This window comes from Kineococcus endophyticus, from assembly GCF_040796495.1.
Classification (GTDB): Bacteria; Actinomycetota; Actinomycetes; order Actinomycetales; family Kineococcaceae; genus Kineococcus; species Kineococcus endophyticus.
Window position 1 is genome coordinate 1 of sequence record NZ_JBFNQN010000015.1, and the last position, 12,560, is coordinate 12,560.

The window sequence follows — 12,560 nt, forward strand, 5'->3', positions numbered from 1 at the left end:
CCCGCGGGGGCCCCCCCCCCCTCGGTTCACCCCCTCCCCCCGCATGTCCGCCTCTCGCACAGTGCAGGAGCACGATGTCCTCGATCACCGGCCGCTCGGCCGTCGAGCAGGGGCCGGGCCCGTCGGGCGACAACGCCCGTGGCCGGCGCCGCCTCGGTGACACCCTCTTCGGTGGCGGCGCCGGTCTCGCCGGCGTCATCGTCATCGTCATCGTCGTCTTCACGGGGGTGTTCCTCGCGATCAGCGCCGTCCCCTCGGTCCTGGACGACAAGGTCAACTTCCTGACCTCGACCGAGTGGCAGACCTCCGCGGGCAACCTGCGGTTCGGGATCCTGCAGATCCTCTGGACGACGGTCTCCATCTCGGTCATCGCCATGATCATCGCGGTGCCCCTCGGCGTCGCCAACGCGCTCTTCCTCACGCAGTACGCCCCGAAGTGGCTGGCCCGGCCGGCCGCGACGGTCATCGACCTGCTCGCCGCGATCCCCTCGATCGTCTACGGCCTCTGGGGCATCCAGGTCTTCGCCCCGCACCTGACGGGGCTGCAGACGTTCCTCAACGACGTGCTCGGGTGGTTCCCGCTGTTCGCCGGCCCGGTCAGCACCGGCACGGTGTTCATCGCCGGCATCGTGCTGGCCGTCATGGTCCTGCCGATCATCACCGCCATGTCGCGCGAGGTCTTCGCGCAGACCCCGGCGGCGAACAAGGAGGGCGCCCTCGCCCTCGGCGCCACCAAGTGGGAGATGATCCGCACCGCCGTGCTGCCGTTCGGCCGCGCCGGTGTCATCTCCGCCGCCATGCTGGGCCTCGGCCGCGCGCTCGGCGAGACGATCGCCATCACGATCATCGTCTCCTCCGTCGCGCCGGGCGCCGGGTTCTTCGCCTCCTGGCTGCAGGGCGGTGAGACCTTCGCCTCGAAGATCGCCAACAACGCCGCGGAGTTCAACAACCCCGAGTCCACGGGCGCCTACATCGCCGCCGGTCTCGTGCTGTTCGTCCTGACCTTCGTGGTCAACGCCCTGGCCCGCATCGTCATCAACCGTCGGAAGGCCTTCGCATGAGCGCCGTGCAGACCCCCGAGCGCGAGCTTCCGGCGGCGCTGGCCGACTCCCGCGGGCAGGGCGGCCGCAAGGTCCGCAACTCGATCGCCACCGTCGTGGTGGTGCTGGCCTTCGTCATCGCGGTCATCCCGCTCGTCTGGATCCTGTGGACCGTCATCGAGAGGGGCGCCTCGCTCCTCGTCGACTCCACGTGGTGGCTGAACTCCCAGCGCGGCATCACCCCGCGCATCGTCGGCGGCGGCGCGTACCACGCCATCGTCGGGACGCTGCTGCAGGCGCTGGCGACGGCCGTCATCGCGGTCCCGCTCGGCATCATGAGCGCGATCCTGCTCGTCGAGTACGGCGCCAGCCGGATCGCCCGCGTCGTGAGCTTCACCGTGGACATCCTCTCGGGGCTGCCCTCGATCGTCGCCGCGCTCTTCATCTACGCGTTCTGGATCACGACGCTCGGCTTCGACCGGTCCGGCTTCGCCGTCTCGCTCGCCCTGGTGCTGCTGATGGTCCCGGTCGTCGTCCGCTCCACCGAGGAGATGCTCAAGCTCGTCCCGAACGAGCTGCGCGAGGCGTCCTACGCCCTCGGCGTCCCGAAGTGGAAGACGATCGTCCGCATCGTCCTGCCGACCGCCTTCTCGGGGATCCTCACCGGGGTGCTGCTGGGCCTGGCCCGCATCATGGGCGAGACGGCCCCCCTGCTGATCCTCGTGGGATACACCCAGTCGATCAACATGGACCTGTTCGGCGGGAACATGGCGGCGCTGCCCCTGATGATCAACAACGACCGCCAGCAGGCGCTCGAACCGGCGGTGGAACGCGTCTGGGCCGCCGCCCTCACACTGGTGCTCATCGTGCTGGTGCTCAACATCGCCGGTCGGGCCATCGCCCGCTTCAGCTCGCTCAAGAAGTAAGGGAGATCCCGTGGCCAAGCGCATCGAGGTCAAGGACCTCAACGTCTACTACGGCAGCTTCAAGGCCGTCGAGGACGTGTCCATGACCGTGGAGCCCCGCTCCGTGACGGCCTTCATCGGCCCGTCCGGCTGCGGCAAGTCGACCTTCCTGCGGACGCTGAACCGCATGCACGAGGTCATCCCCGGCGGTCGCGTCGAGGGCAGCGTCATGCTCGACGACGACGACCTCTACTCCTCCAAGATGGACCCGGTGAACGTCCGCCGGACCGTCGGCATGGTGTTCCAGCGCCCGAACCCGTTCCCGACGATGTCGATCTTCGACAACGTCGCGGCCGGCATGCGCCTCAACGGCGTGCGGAGCAAGAAGGTCCTCACCGAGGCCGTCGAGAAGTCCCTGCGCGGGGCGAACCTGTGGAACGAGGTCAAGGACCGCCTCGACAAGCCCGGCGCGGGCCTGTCCGGTGGTCAGCAGCAGCGGCTCTGCATCGCCCGCGCGATCGCGGTGCAGCCGCAGGTCCTGCTCATGGACGAGCCGTGCTCGGCCCTGGACCCGATCTCGACCCTCGCCATCGAGGACCTCATCGGTGAGCTGAAGAGCTCGTTCACGATCGTCATCGTGACCCACAACATGCAGCAGGCCGCGCGCGTCAGCGACAAGACGGCGTTCTTCAACCTCGCCGCGACGGGCAAGCCGGGTCGCCTCATCGAGATCGACGACACCGCGACGATCTTCAGCAACCCCAAGCAGAAGGCGACCGAGGACTACATCTCCGGCCGCTTCGGCTGACCGGTCCCGCTCCGCTCAGGGGGGATCGTCGACGCAACCGGCTCGACCTGCGAGCCCGGTGCGTCGACGGTCCCCCCTCGCGTCTCCCCACGGGGAGGCGCGAGGGTCAGAGGAACAGGCGGAAGACGAAGTAGAAGGCCGCGGCGACGAGGCCGGCGGCCGGCAGGGTCAGGACCCACGCCCCCACCATCGAGCGCGCCACGCCCCAACGGACGGCCGAGAGCCGCTTGGTCGCGCCGACGCCCATGATCGCCGACGAGATCGTGTGCGTCGTCGAGATCGGCGCGTGGAAGCCGAGCGCCGCGACGTACAGGACGACCGCCGAGACCGACTCGGCCGCGAAGCCGCGGGCCGGGTCGAGGTGGATGATCCGGCGGCCCAGGGTGCGCATGATGCGCCAGCCGCCGGAGTAGGTGCCGGCGCTGATGGCCAGGGCCGCGGACAGCTTCACCCACCACGGGATCGACTCCCCCGTGTGGAAGCCGCCGGCGACGAGCGCGAGGACGATGACGCCCATCGTCTTCTGCGCGTCCTGCAGGCCGTGGCCGAGGGCCATCGCCGCGGCCGAGACCGTCTGCAGCATCCGGAAGCGGCGGTGGGTCGGCGCGGGGGCCTTCTTCCGCACGCCCCAGAGGATGGCGACCATGACGAGGTAGCCGAGGACGAACCCGGTGAGCGGCGAGACGATCATCGGCACGATCACCTTGTCGAGGATGACCGCCCAGTGCACCGTCGTGCTGGAGGCGATGCCCGCGCCCGCGAGCGCCCCGATGAGGGCGTGCGAGCTGGAGGAGGGCAGCCCGAGGCGCCACGTGAGCAGGTTCCAGCCGATGGCCCCGAAGAGGGCGGCGAGGACGACGACCATCCCGTGCTGTCCGAGGCCGACGTCGACGATGCCCGAGCCGATGGTGGTCGCGACCCCGGTGCCGAGGAAGGCGCCGAGCAGGTTGAACAGCGCGGCCATGCCGAGGGCGATGCGCGGGGTGAGGGCGCGGGTGGAGACCGACGTCGCGATGGCGTTGGCGGCGTCGTGGAAGCCGTTGGTGAAGTCGAAGGTCAGGGCGACGACGATGACGACGAGGACGAGGGCGAGCTCCACGCTCAGGACTCCTTGACCGCGATCGTCTCCACCGTGTGCGCGACGTGCTCGAACGCGTCGGCGGCGTTCTCGAGCGTCTCGACGATCTCCTTGTGCTTCATGATCGCGATGGCGTCGTAGCCGCCGTCGAAGAGCTCGGCGAGCAGCCGCCGGTGGATCTGGTCGGCCTGGTTCTCCAGGCGGTTGATCTCGACCCAGTAGTCGGACAGGTCCGGCAGCGAGCGCAGCCGCGGCATGGCCTCGGCCGTCAGCTCGGCCTGGCGGGCGAGGACCTGGACGATCTCGCCGACAGCGCTGGGCAGCTCGGCGACCTTGTAGAGCACCATCAGGTCGACGGCGGCCTGCATGAGGTCGAGGCAGTCGTCGAGCCGGGAGGTCAGCTGGTAGATGTCCTCGCGGTCGAAGGGGGTGACGAAGGAGGAGTTGACCCGGCGCAGGACCGCGTGGGCGGCCTCGTCCCCGCGGTGCTCGATCTCCTCCATGACGGCGCCGAGCTCGACGCGGCGCGCGGGGTCGCTGCCGATGGCCTCGGTGAGGACGGTCGTGGCCTCGACGAGGATCCGGCCGGTTCCGGCGAACAGCTCGAAGAACGAGTTGTCCTGGGGGGTCAGTCGGAAACGCACGCCAAGCTCCACAGGTGTCGGCCTCGGGCCGAGCACACGACCCGACCGGCGACTCTAGGCGGTCGCGGGACGCAGTCCCGACACCGCCCGCGTCGCTCAGTCCGGAGCGGGGGTCCCCTCGACGCCCAGGACGCGGTCGAGCTCACCCTCCGGCAGGGGTCCGTCGCTCTCCGACGCGGCGACGACGACGTCGGTGTAGAGCTCGATCTCCTCGGCCATGACGGTGTCGGTCAGCGCCGCGGCCGACCGCGCTGCGGGCAGGACGCCGCGGCCCGCCGCGGGAGCGGGTTCCGGTTCCTGGTTCGTCATGATGAGCCCACCGTACGCCGCACCCGTGCGGGCCGGGGCGGCTTCGGGCACGCTCACCCGCCCGGAGTGCCCGTCGGCGAGAGCGTCGTGGGCGACTCGGTGGGCGTGGGCACGATCGGCCCGGTCGGCCCGGTCGTGGTCGTCGTCGTCGCGGTCCCCGACGTGGCCGAGGGGCTGGGGACGCTCAGCGGCGGCCGGTCCTCGGCGGTGAGGACGGTCCGCTGCAGGTTGACCTCGGCCAGGCCGAGCCCGCCGACGGTCACCTCGTCGTAGGCCAGCAGCTTGCCCTTCAGGTCCCCGGTGCGCCCGAAGTACAGCAGCGTCGCCGACAGGGGCAGCGGGGCGCCGTCGGCGAGGCGGTTGAGGCCGGCCGACGTGACCCCGGCCCCACCCGTCGTGCCCTCGACCATGATCCGCGTCCCGGAGCCGTCGAGGGTGACGGACCGCTTGTGCAGGTGCCCGGCCAGCACGAGCGGGACCCGGCCCAGCAGCGGCTGCAGACCACTGGGGTCGTGGACGAGGGCGGCGTCGACGGGCTTGTCGGGGTTGGCGTCCTCCCACCGCTCGATGCCGTCGGCGAGGACCTCGTTGGCCTGCTCCTGCACCTGCTCGGCGCTGCCGCTGGCGCGCTCGCCCTCTCCGTCGGGGGTGAAGACGGGGTCGCCCTGGCCCGCCAGGACGAGCCCGGCGACCTCGGCGGTGGACCCCTGGTCCAGGACGATCGCGCCCTGCCCGGCGACCTCCGCCTGGGTCTGCGTGGAGTCGTGGTTGCCCCGCACCCAGACGTACGGGACGCCGAGCCCGCGGATGCGGCCGAGGTAGCTGGACTCCGCGGCGGTACCCCACGTCGTGGTGTCGCCGGTGTCGACGACGGCCTGGACCCGGAACTGCTCGACGAGGTTGTCGGTGAGGTCGTAGCCGAGCGGGTTGAGGTGCAGGTCGGAGACGTGCAGGACGGTGGTGACGTCCGCCCCCAGCCCGCTCGTGCCCGTCTGCGTGTCCCCCAGGACGGGCAGGTTCGCCGCGGCGGCGTAGAGCGTGGAGACGCTGCGGACGATGTCGGACAGGCCGCTGCGGTAGCTCTCCAGCCGGTCGAGGGCGTTCTGCGTGCTCGACACGACGTACGGGGCGCGCGAGAGCAGGCCGGTGAACCTCGGCTGCCGCAGCGCGGACGGGTCGAACGTCGCCCACGTCCCCGTGCCGGTCGCCACGACGACGACGAGCAGCGTCGCGCCCGTCTGCAGGGTGCGACGGCGGCCGCGGAAGACGACGACGGCCGCGAGCAGCGCCCCGCCGAACCCGCACAGCAGGCTGTACGTGGCCGCCCGGACGGTGGCCGCGCGGACGGTGTCGGCCGCGGTGAGCTCGAGGGCCAGCAGCTGCTGGGGCGAGCGGACCAGGCGCGCGGCGGCGTCGACGTCGACGCTCTCGATGTTCGCCGTCACCACGATCGGCGCGCGGTGGGTGTCGAACGTGACCTTCCCGACGGGCGGGAGGTCCACCTCGACGCCGGGCGACAGGCTCGGCCGGACCCGCACCTCCGTCTGCAGCGGGCCGACGTACGTGCTGGACCCGGGGGCGAGCGCGAAGCCGACCCCCGCCCCGGCCGCGGTGACCAGCAGGACCGCGATCCAGGGCAGCAGGTGCCGGCGGGCGAAGCGCGGCACCGGACGCGCCGCGAAGCGCGCCCAGGCGGCGCGGCGGGCCGGCGAGGGGCGCGGCAGCCGCAGCGCGGGTGGGCGGATCCTGGCGGACATCACCACGATCTTCGCGCAGACCGCGCGTCCGCGCCGCCGACGGGGTTGCGGGCGTGACGGCACGGCGTTCGGGGTACGGGTGGAGCATGACCGATCCCACCACCGGCCCCTTCCGCGACCTGCGCTCACCCGCTCCGACCGGCTCCCCCGGCCCGGCCCTCGTCACGGGATCGGAGTCCGGCATCGGCCGCGCCGTGGCCGTCGAGCTCGCGCGCCGCGGCCACGACGTCGGCGTGACGTGGTTCCGCGACGAGGCGGCCGGCGAGGCGACGGCCGGGCAGGTCCGCGCCCTGGGCCGGCGGGCCGTCGTGCACCACCTCGACCTGCGCGAGCTGCCCGGCGCGGCGGACGTCGTCGACGCGGTGGCCGACGAGCTCGGCGGGCTGGAGGTCCTCGTCAACGACGCGGGCGTGGGGACGTCCTCGCTGCTGCTGGACCTGCCGTGGCAGGACTGGCGCGACGTGGTGTCCGTCGACCTCGACGGGCCCTTCCTGCTGCTGCAGCGCGCGGCGCGGCGGATGGTCGCGGCGGGCCGGGGTGGTCGCGTCGTCAACGTGACGAGCGTGCACGAGCACCAGCCACGCGTGGGATCGGGCGCCTACTGCGCCGCCAAGGGCGGCCTGGGCCTGCTGACGCGGACCGCCGCCCTGGAGCTGGCCGAGCACGGCATCACCGTCAACGCCGTCGCCCCCGGGGAGATCGCGACGCCCATGACGGGGCTGGAGGACGTCGACCCGCACACGCAGCACCGCCCGGGCGTCCCGCTGGGGCGGCCCGGCGACGCGCGCGAGGTGGCCGCCGTCGTCGCGTTCCTGTGCTCCCCCGAGGCCTCCTACGTGACGGGGTCGTCCTACGCCGTCGACGGCGGGATGCTGCAGATGGGCCCGATGGCCGGCTCGCACCTGCGCGAGGACGCCTGGCGCCGCCCCTGACCCCCCTTCGCCGGGGCCCCGGTCCCGCGTGGAAAACACTCTTTCCGCCCTCCGAGACGGCGTGTCGAGGGCGGAAAGAGTGTCTTCCACGAGGGACGGGGTCGGGCGGCGGGGGTCAGGAGGTGAGGGCGGCGGTGCGCTCGCGCGCGTAGGTCCGCTCGACGCCGGCGACGAGCGCGGCGTACCCGAGGCCGAGCGGGACGCCCAGCAGCAGGTTGGGCCGCTGCACCCCCCGGGCCCGCAGCCGCGCCGGCACCCGCCGGCCGACCAGCCACAGCGGCGTCGTGGCCGCCGCGACGCCCAGGTGCCCGAGGAGGAGCGCCGTCTCCGGCGCGGCGAGCACGACGTCGTCCGCGTGGTCGTCCTCGGGCGAGGCGGTGCGGTCCCGCGTCGCCCGGGTCCACAGCGCGTCCGAGGCGGTCAGGGCGGCGCCGAGGGCGAGGCCGAGTCCGCCCCACGTCGCGGTCCGCCGGAGGCGCCGCGGATCGTCGTAGGCGGCCTGGGCCGCCAGGACCCCCACCCCGGCGAGGGCGGTGTTGACGACGGACAGGGTGCGGGCGAGCGTCAGCGGTTCCACACCGGGCCAACGAGGCCGCAGCGCGCGCCGTTCCGGGACACGGTGCGTCAGCGGTCGGCGTGCTCGCGCCGCGCCGCCTCGACGTCGGCCGCCGACGCTTCGAGGAGGTCGGCCAGGCCGCGCAGGCGGTCGGCGATCTGCGCGCCCAGCGGGGTCAGTTCGTACTCCACGCGCGGCGGGATCGCGGTGACGACCTCGCGGGTCACCATGCCGTCGCGCTCCAGGGACTGCAGCGTCTGCGCGAGCATCTTCTCGCTGACCCCGTCCACCTTGCGCCGCAACGCGTTGAAGCGGAACGCCCCCTCCCCCAGGGCCAGCAGGACGAGGGAGGCCCACTTGGCGGTGACGGACTCGAAGGCCGCGCGGGACGTGCAGTCGCGGGCGAAGACGTCCGCGACGAGGTCCTGCGCTGGTCCGTCCGGGGCGTCGTCCACGGCACCAGGGTACCGCGGGAACAGAGAGCACTGCAGAATAGTTAGTGTCAGCGATCCGCACAGCACTCACCTCAGGAGACCGACATGACCACCTACGCCGTCACCGCCGCCACCGGCCAGCTGGGCCGCCTCGCCGTCGAGGCCCTCCTCGAGCGCGGGGTCACCCCGTCCGACGTCGTCGCCGTCGTCCGCACCCCCGCCAAGGCCGAGGACCTCGCAGCGCGCGGTGTCGTCGTCCGCGCGGGGGACTACTCCGACCGCGCCTCCCTCGACGCCGCCCTCGCCGGAGTCGACCGCCTCCTGCTCGTCTCCGGCAGCGAGGTCGGCCAGCGCGTCGCCCAGCACACCAACGTCGTCGAGGCCGCGGGGGCGGCCGGCGTCCAGCGCCTCGTCTACACCTCGCTGCTGCGCGCGGACACGTCCGCGAGCCCGCTGGCGCCCGAGCACAAGGCCACCGAGGAGGTCATCCGCGCCTCCGGTCTGCCGCACGTCCTGCTGCGCAACAGCTGGTACTACGAGAACTACACGGCCAACCTCGGCCAGTACCTCGGCACCGGTGAAGTCCTCGGAGCCACCCACGACGGTCGCATCAGCGCCGCGAGCCGCGCCGACTACGCCGCCGCCGCGGCGGTCGCACTGCTCGCCGACGACGAGGGCCGGGGCACCTACGAGCTCGCGGGCGAGACGTTCACCTTCACCGACCTCGCCGCGACCGTCACCGAGGTCACCGGCACCACCGTCGTCTCCCGCGACGTCTCCGGCGAGGAGTACCAGCGCACGCTCGAGGGCCACGGCCTGGACGCCGGCACCGCCGGGTTCGTCGCCGCGCTCGACGCCTCCATCGCGAACGGCGACCTGCACACCGACAGCACCGACCTCGCCGACCTCGTCGGGCGGCCCGCGTCCACCCTCCGCGACGCCGTCGCCGCCGCGCACACCGCGTCCTGACGCGGTCACACCTCCCGGCGGGAGGTACTCCTCCCGCCCCTCTCGGGCTCGACCAGGGGCGGAAGGAGTGTTCTCCAGGCGGGTGACGCAGGATGGGGCGGGTGCGGACGGAGAACGGGCGGCGGACACCACGGGTACCGCTGAGTGCGCTCTTCCCACCCGCCCCCGGCCCGGGCGTCCCGGGTGACCCGGGCGTCTGCCCGGGCCCGCAGTTCCGCCGGGTGACGGGCGAGCGCGTCACCGTGCTCGGCGGGCCGGCGGCGATCCTGATGCAGATCGCCCACCCGCTCGTCGGCGAGGGCGTGGCCGTCCACAGCCGGTACGCCGACGGCCCGGCCCGTCGCCTCGTCGGCACCCTGCAGGCCGCGCTGACGGTGACGTTCGGGGACACCGAGCAGGCGCACGCCTCCGCCCGGCACGTCGGCCGCGCCCACGCCCCCGTCCGCGGCACGACCCGGGCCGCCGTTCCCGGCACGCCCGCCGGCACCCCCTACCGCGCCAACGACCCCGACCTGGCGCTGTGGGTCCACGCCACGCTCGTCTGGACGGCCCGACGGGTGACCGAGCGCTACGTCGGCCTGCGCCTGACCCCCGCCGAGCGGGAACGGCACTGGCAGGAGTCCAAACCCTTCGCGCGGATGTTCGCCGTCCCCGACCGCGTCCTGCCGGACACCGTCGCGGAGTTCGACGAGTACGTGCGCGAGACCGTCCGCGGCCTGGTCGTCACCGACGACGCCCGGCGCATCGGCCACGACATCCTCACCCAGCGCACCGCCCCGCCGCTGCCGGGAGCGGCGGCCGCGGCGCGGGCGGTGACGGCCGACCTGCTGCCGCCCGACCTGGCGCTCGCCTACGGCATTCCCCGCACGCCGGCCCGCCGCGCGGCCGCCCGGGCCCTGGGCGCGACCACGACCGCCGCGAGACCGCTGCTGCCGCAACGCGTCGCGCTCTGGCCGCACGCCCGCCTGGCCGAACGCCGGACGACCGCCGCCCCCTGACGACGGCCCCGGCGGCCGTCGACACCGCGGCCGGACCGCGGGAGGGTGACCCCATGACGTCCGTCGGCAGCCTCGTCGAGCACGCGCACCTCGGCACCACGGCCGCCCTCGTGCTCCTCGTCGCGGTCGACCCGACCTCCCGCCTGCGCGACGGCGACGGGTGGGAGACCTGGCTGCGCGGCCAGCAGCGCGTCGACCGGGTCATGCGGCGGGTGGCGCCGCCCGTGTACCAGGCCGCCGGCGTCCTCGCGGTCGCGGCCACCGTGGTCGCGGCCCGCGACCACGACCGCCGCGCGGCCGTCTGCCGGTCGGCCGCGGCGCTCTGCGTCGGCGCGTCGGTCGCGGTGACCCTGCGCGTCAACGAACCCGTCAACGCCCTGGTGCGGCAGTGGCGGCCCTTCGACGACCCCGCGCCGGGCTGGGCAGCCGCGCGCGCCCGCTGGGAGCGCAGCCACCGGGTCCGCCGCGTGCTGGCCGCCGCCGCCGGCGTCGCGGCCGTGGCCGCCCGGCGCGCATGACCGCGGACGGACGGGTGGACCTCTACCGGCTCATGACGGACGTGGTCGTCGGCCCCCTGTGCCGCGCGCTGTACCGGCCCCGGGTGGTCGGTCTGGAGAACGTCCCCGCGTCGGGCCCGGCCCTCCTGGCGGCCAACCACCTGTCGATGATGGACCCGGTCCTCCTGCCGGTCGTCCTGCCCCGCCGGATCTCCTTCGTGGCCCGCGCGGACCTCTTCACGGGCCGCGGCCTGCGCGGCCGCGCCGTCAGCTGGTTCGTCCGGGGTGTGGGCATGGTCCCGGTGGACCGCGCCGGTGGCCGCGCCTCGCAGGCGGGCATCGACGCCGCGGTCGAGGCGCTCGCGCAGGGCCGCTGCTTCGGCATCTTCCCCGAGGGCACCCGCTCCCCCGACGGCCGTCTGCACCGGGGCCGCACCGGGGTGGCCCGCATCGCCCTGGCCTCCGGTCAGCCGGTCGTCCCGGTGGCTCTCGTGGGGACGGACCTGCTGTTCCGGCGCACGCGGCTGCCGCGCCTGCGCCGCGTCGGAGTCGTGTTCGGGGAGCCACTGGACTTCTCGCACCACCGCGGCCGCAGCACGGACCCGGAGGTGCTGCGGGCCATCACGGACGAGGTGCAGGCGGCCGTGGCCCGGCTCTCCGGGCAGGAGTACGTCGACGTCCACGCCGGGCAGACGACCGCACGGCCGGCGGCCCGGGGGTGACCTCCCTGCCGCCGCGCCTGGTCCCGGGCGACCGGGTCGTCGTCCTGTCCCCCAGCAGCTGGCCCGAGGAACGTCGCCACCTCGACGACCTGCTGACGGTCCTTGAGTCGTGGGGCCTGCGCCCCGAGCTGAGCGCGCACGCGGAGGACCGTCGCGGGTACATGGCGGGCACCGTCGCCGACCGCCTGGCGGACCTCCACGACGCGCTGCGGGACCCCGGGGTCCGTGCGCTCGTCGCCTCGCGCGGTGGCTGCGGAGCACTCCGCCTCGTGAACGGGGTCGACCGGGAGCTCCTGGCGGGGGACCCGAAACCGCTCGTCGGGTACAGCGACATCACTGCGCTGCACCAGGTCTGGCGCCGTGCCGGTGTCCCGGTCGTCCACGGCGCCGCGCACGGCGAGCACGCGGACCTCGTGCGCGACCAGCTCCTGGGGGCGGCGACCACGACGGTGCACTCCGACCCCACCGCCCTCTCCGCCGACCTCACGACGACGGGCACCGCGAGCGGCGACCTGGTCGGCGGCAACCTCGAACTGCTCGCCCGCACGGTGGGCGTCACGGACGTCTCCTGGGACGGCTGCCTCCTGCTGGTGGAGGCGAACCGCGCCGCCGGGCTGGGCATGGTCGACCGGGCCCTCACCCAGCTGCGCCTGTCCGGAGCCCTCGACGGGGTCGCCGGCGTCGTCCTCGGCAGCTTCGAGGAGTTCACCGGGTTCACCGACCGCGGGTGGACGGTGCTGGACACCCTGCACGACCTGCTCGACGACCTGGGCGTCCCCCTCCTCGGCGGGATCCCGACCGGGCACCTCGACGACCCCGTGCCGGTGCCCCTGGGGGTGCCGGCCGTCCTGGACGCCGACGCGGGCCGGCTCGTGGTGCAGCCCCTCGTCCGGTGACCGGCGTCTACGGTG

At 73.9% G+C, this 12,560-nt stretch carries 15 protein-coding genes; 9 read left to right on the forward strand and 6 right to left on the reverse strand.

All coding sequences use genetic code 11. The features are described from left to right. The first annotated feature begins 74 nt into the window (after nucleotides 1-74). From pstC to pstB, 3 genes are read left to right on the forward strand one after another with little or no spacing between them, the layout of a single operon-like run. Nucleotides 75-1,061, forward strand: a complete 987-nt coding sequence (gene pstC, locus AB1207_RS19645; protein ID WP_367640130.1) for a phosphate ABC transporter permease subunit PstC — start codon at nucleotides 75-77, stop codon at nucleotides 1,059-1,061. Further along, nucleotides 1,058-1,966, forward strand: a complete 909-nt coding sequence (pstA, locus tag AB1207_RS19650) for a phosphate ABC transporter permease PstA (RefSeq protein WP_367640132.1) — start codon at nucleotides 1,058-1,060, stop codon at nucleotides 1,964-1,966. The genes pstC and pstA overlap by 4 nt, the downstream gene beginning before the upstream one ends. Nucleotides 1,967-1,976: 10 nt before the next feature. Further along, complete coding sequence (gene pstB, locus AB1207_RS19655) at nucleotides 1,977-2,753, forward strand: phosphate ABC transporter ATP-binding protein PstB (RefSeq protein WP_367640134.1); 777 nt, start codon at nucleotides 1,977-1,979, stop codon at nucleotides 2,751-2,753. Nucleotides 2,754-2,859: 106 nt separating this feature from the next. Here pstB and AB1207_RS19660 read toward each other — a convergent pair whose 3' ends face one another. The 4 genes from AB1207_RS19660 to AB1207_RS19675 all read right to left on the reverse strand — a co-directional run bounded on the left by AB1207_RS19660 (nucleotide 2,860) and on the right by AB1207_RS19675 (nucleotide 6,541). Continuing rightward, nucleotides 2,860-3,852, reverse strand: a complete 993-nt coding sequence (locus tag AB1207_RS19660) for an inorganic phosphate transporter (protein ID WP_367640136.1) — start codon at nucleotides 3,850-3,852, stop codon at nucleotides 2,860-2,862. Nucleotides 3,853-3,854: 2 nt separating this feature from the next. Then, the gene (locus tag AB1207_RS19665; RefSeq protein ID WP_367640137.1) at nucleotides 3,855-4,475 is read right to left on the reverse strand and encodes a DUF47 domain-containing protein; all 621 of its coding nucleotides are present in this window, start codon (nucleotides 4,473-4,475) and stop codon (nucleotides 3,855-3,857) included. Nucleotides 4,476-4,571: 96 nt separating this feature from the next. After that, nucleotides 4,572-4,841 (reverse strand): hypothetical protein, encoded by a 270-nt coding sequence (locus tag AB1207_RS19670; RefSeq protein ID WP_367640139.1) that lies wholly within the window; start codon nucleotides 4,839-4,841, stop codon nucleotides 4,572-4,574. Continuing rightward, nucleotides 4,838-6,541: a metallophosphoesterase gene (locus tag AB1207_RS19675; RefSeq protein ID WP_367640140.1), complete on the reverse strand. Its 1,704-nt coding sequence runs from the start codon at nucleotides 6,539-6,541 to the stop codon at nucleotides 4,838-4,840. The genes AB1207_RS19670 and AB1207_RS19675 overlap by 4 nt, the downstream gene beginning before the upstream one ends. Before the next feature lie 86 nt (nucleotides 6,542-6,627). On the opposite strand from AB1207_RS19675, the gene AB1207_RS19680 reads away from it, so the two are divergent. Further along, nucleotides 6,628-7,473 (forward strand): SDR family oxidoreductase, encoded by an 846-nt coding sequence (locus AB1207_RS19680; RefSeq protein ID WP_367640142.1) that lies wholly within the window; start codon nucleotides 6,628-6,630, stop codon nucleotides 7,471-7,473. A gap of 115 nt (nucleotides 7,474-7,588) precedes the next feature. On the opposite strand, the gene AB1207_RS19685 is transcribed toward AB1207_RS19680, so the two are convergent. Both AB1207_RS19685 and AB1207_RS19690 read right to left on the reverse strand, forming a co-directional pair. Then, nucleotides 7,589-8,050 carry a hypothetical protein gene (locus AB1207_RS19685; RefSeq protein ID WP_367640144.1) on the reverse strand — a complete coding sequence of 154 codons (462 nt, stop codon included), beginning with the start codon at nucleotides 8,048-8,050 and terminating at the stop codon, nucleotides 7,589-7,591. Between the two features lie 47 nt (nucleotides 8,051-8,097). Further along, entirely contained in the window at nucleotides 8,098-8,484 is a 387-nt protein-coding gene (locus tag AB1207_RS19690; protein ID WP_367640146.1) for a winged helix-turn-helix transcriptional regulator, read from the reverse strand. Between the two features lie 84 nt (nucleotides 8,485-8,568). Here AB1207_RS19690 and AB1207_RS19695 point away from each other — a divergent pair, with 84 nt between their 5' ends. The 5 genes from AB1207_RS19695 to AB1207_RS19715 all read left to right on the forward strand — a co-directional run bounded on the left by AB1207_RS19695 (nucleotide 8,569) and on the right by AB1207_RS19715 (nucleotide 12,545). After that, nucleotides 8,569-9,432, forward strand: coding sequence for an NAD(P)H-binding protein (locus AB1207_RS19695; RefSeq protein ID WP_367640147.1), 864 nt, complete (start codon nucleotides 8,569-8,571; stop codon nucleotides 9,430-9,432). 101 nt (nucleotides 9,433-9,533) lie between these two features. Then, a complete protein-coding gene (locus AB1207_RS19700) occupies nucleotides 9,534-10,430 on the forward strand; it encodes an oxygenase MpaB family protein (RefSeq protein ID WP_367640149.1) in 897 nt (298 codons plus the stop codon). Between the two features lie 53 nt (nucleotides 10,431-10,483). Further along, nucleotides 10,484-10,948, forward strand: a complete 465-nt coding sequence (locus tag AB1207_RS19705; protein WP_367640151.1) for an anthrone oxygenase family protein — start codon at nucleotides 10,484-10,486, stop codon at nucleotides 10,946-10,948. Next, nucleotides 10,945-11,649: a lysophospholipid acyltransferase family protein gene (locus AB1207_RS19710; protein ID WP_367640152.1), complete on the forward strand. Its 705-nt coding sequence runs from the start codon at nucleotides 10,945-10,947 to the stop codon at nucleotides 11,647-11,649. The genes AB1207_RS19705 and AB1207_RS19710 overlap by 4 nt, the downstream gene beginning before the upstream one ends. Continuing rightward, nucleotides 11,646-12,545: a S66 peptidase family protein gene (locus tag AB1207_RS19715; protein ID WP_367640154.1), complete on the forward strand. Its 900-nt coding sequence runs from the start codon at nucleotides 11,646-11,648 to the stop codon at nucleotides 12,543-12,545. Before AB1207_RS19710 ends, AB1207_RS19715 begins: the two co-directional genes overlap by 4 nt. Nucleotides 12,546-12,560: the final 15 nt, after the last annotated feature.

Bases quoted from the DNA above. Each gene is read 5' to 3' on its own strand.
- AB1207_RS19680 (WP_367640142.1), top strand. From the start codon at position 6,628: ATGACCGATCCCACCACCGGCCCCTTCCGCGACCTGCGCTCACCCGCT.
- AB1207_RS19695 (WP_367640147.1), top strand. From the start codon at position 8,569: ATGACCACCTACGCCGTCACCGCCGCCACCGGCCAGCTGGGCCGCCTC.
- AB1207_RS19710 (WP_367640152.1), top strand. From the start codon at position 10,945: ATGACCGCGGACGGACGGGTGGACCTCTACCGGCTCATGACGGACGTG.
- AB1207_RS19705 (WP_367640151.1), top strand. From the start codon at position 10,484: ATGACGTCCGTCGGCAGCCTCGTCGAGCACGCGCACCTCGGCACCACG.
- pstA (WP_367640132.1), top strand. From the start codon at position 1,058: ATGAGCGCCGTGCAGACCCCCGAGCGCGAGCTTCCGGCGGCGCTGGCC.
- pstC (WP_367640130.1), top strand. From the start codon at position 75: ATGTCCTCGATCACCGGCCGCTCGGCCGTCGAGCAGGGGCCGGGCCCG.
- AB1207_RS19675 (WP_367640140.1), bottom strand. From the start codon at position 6,541: ATGTCCGCCAGGATCCGCCCACCCGCGCTGCGGCTGCCGCGCCCCTCG.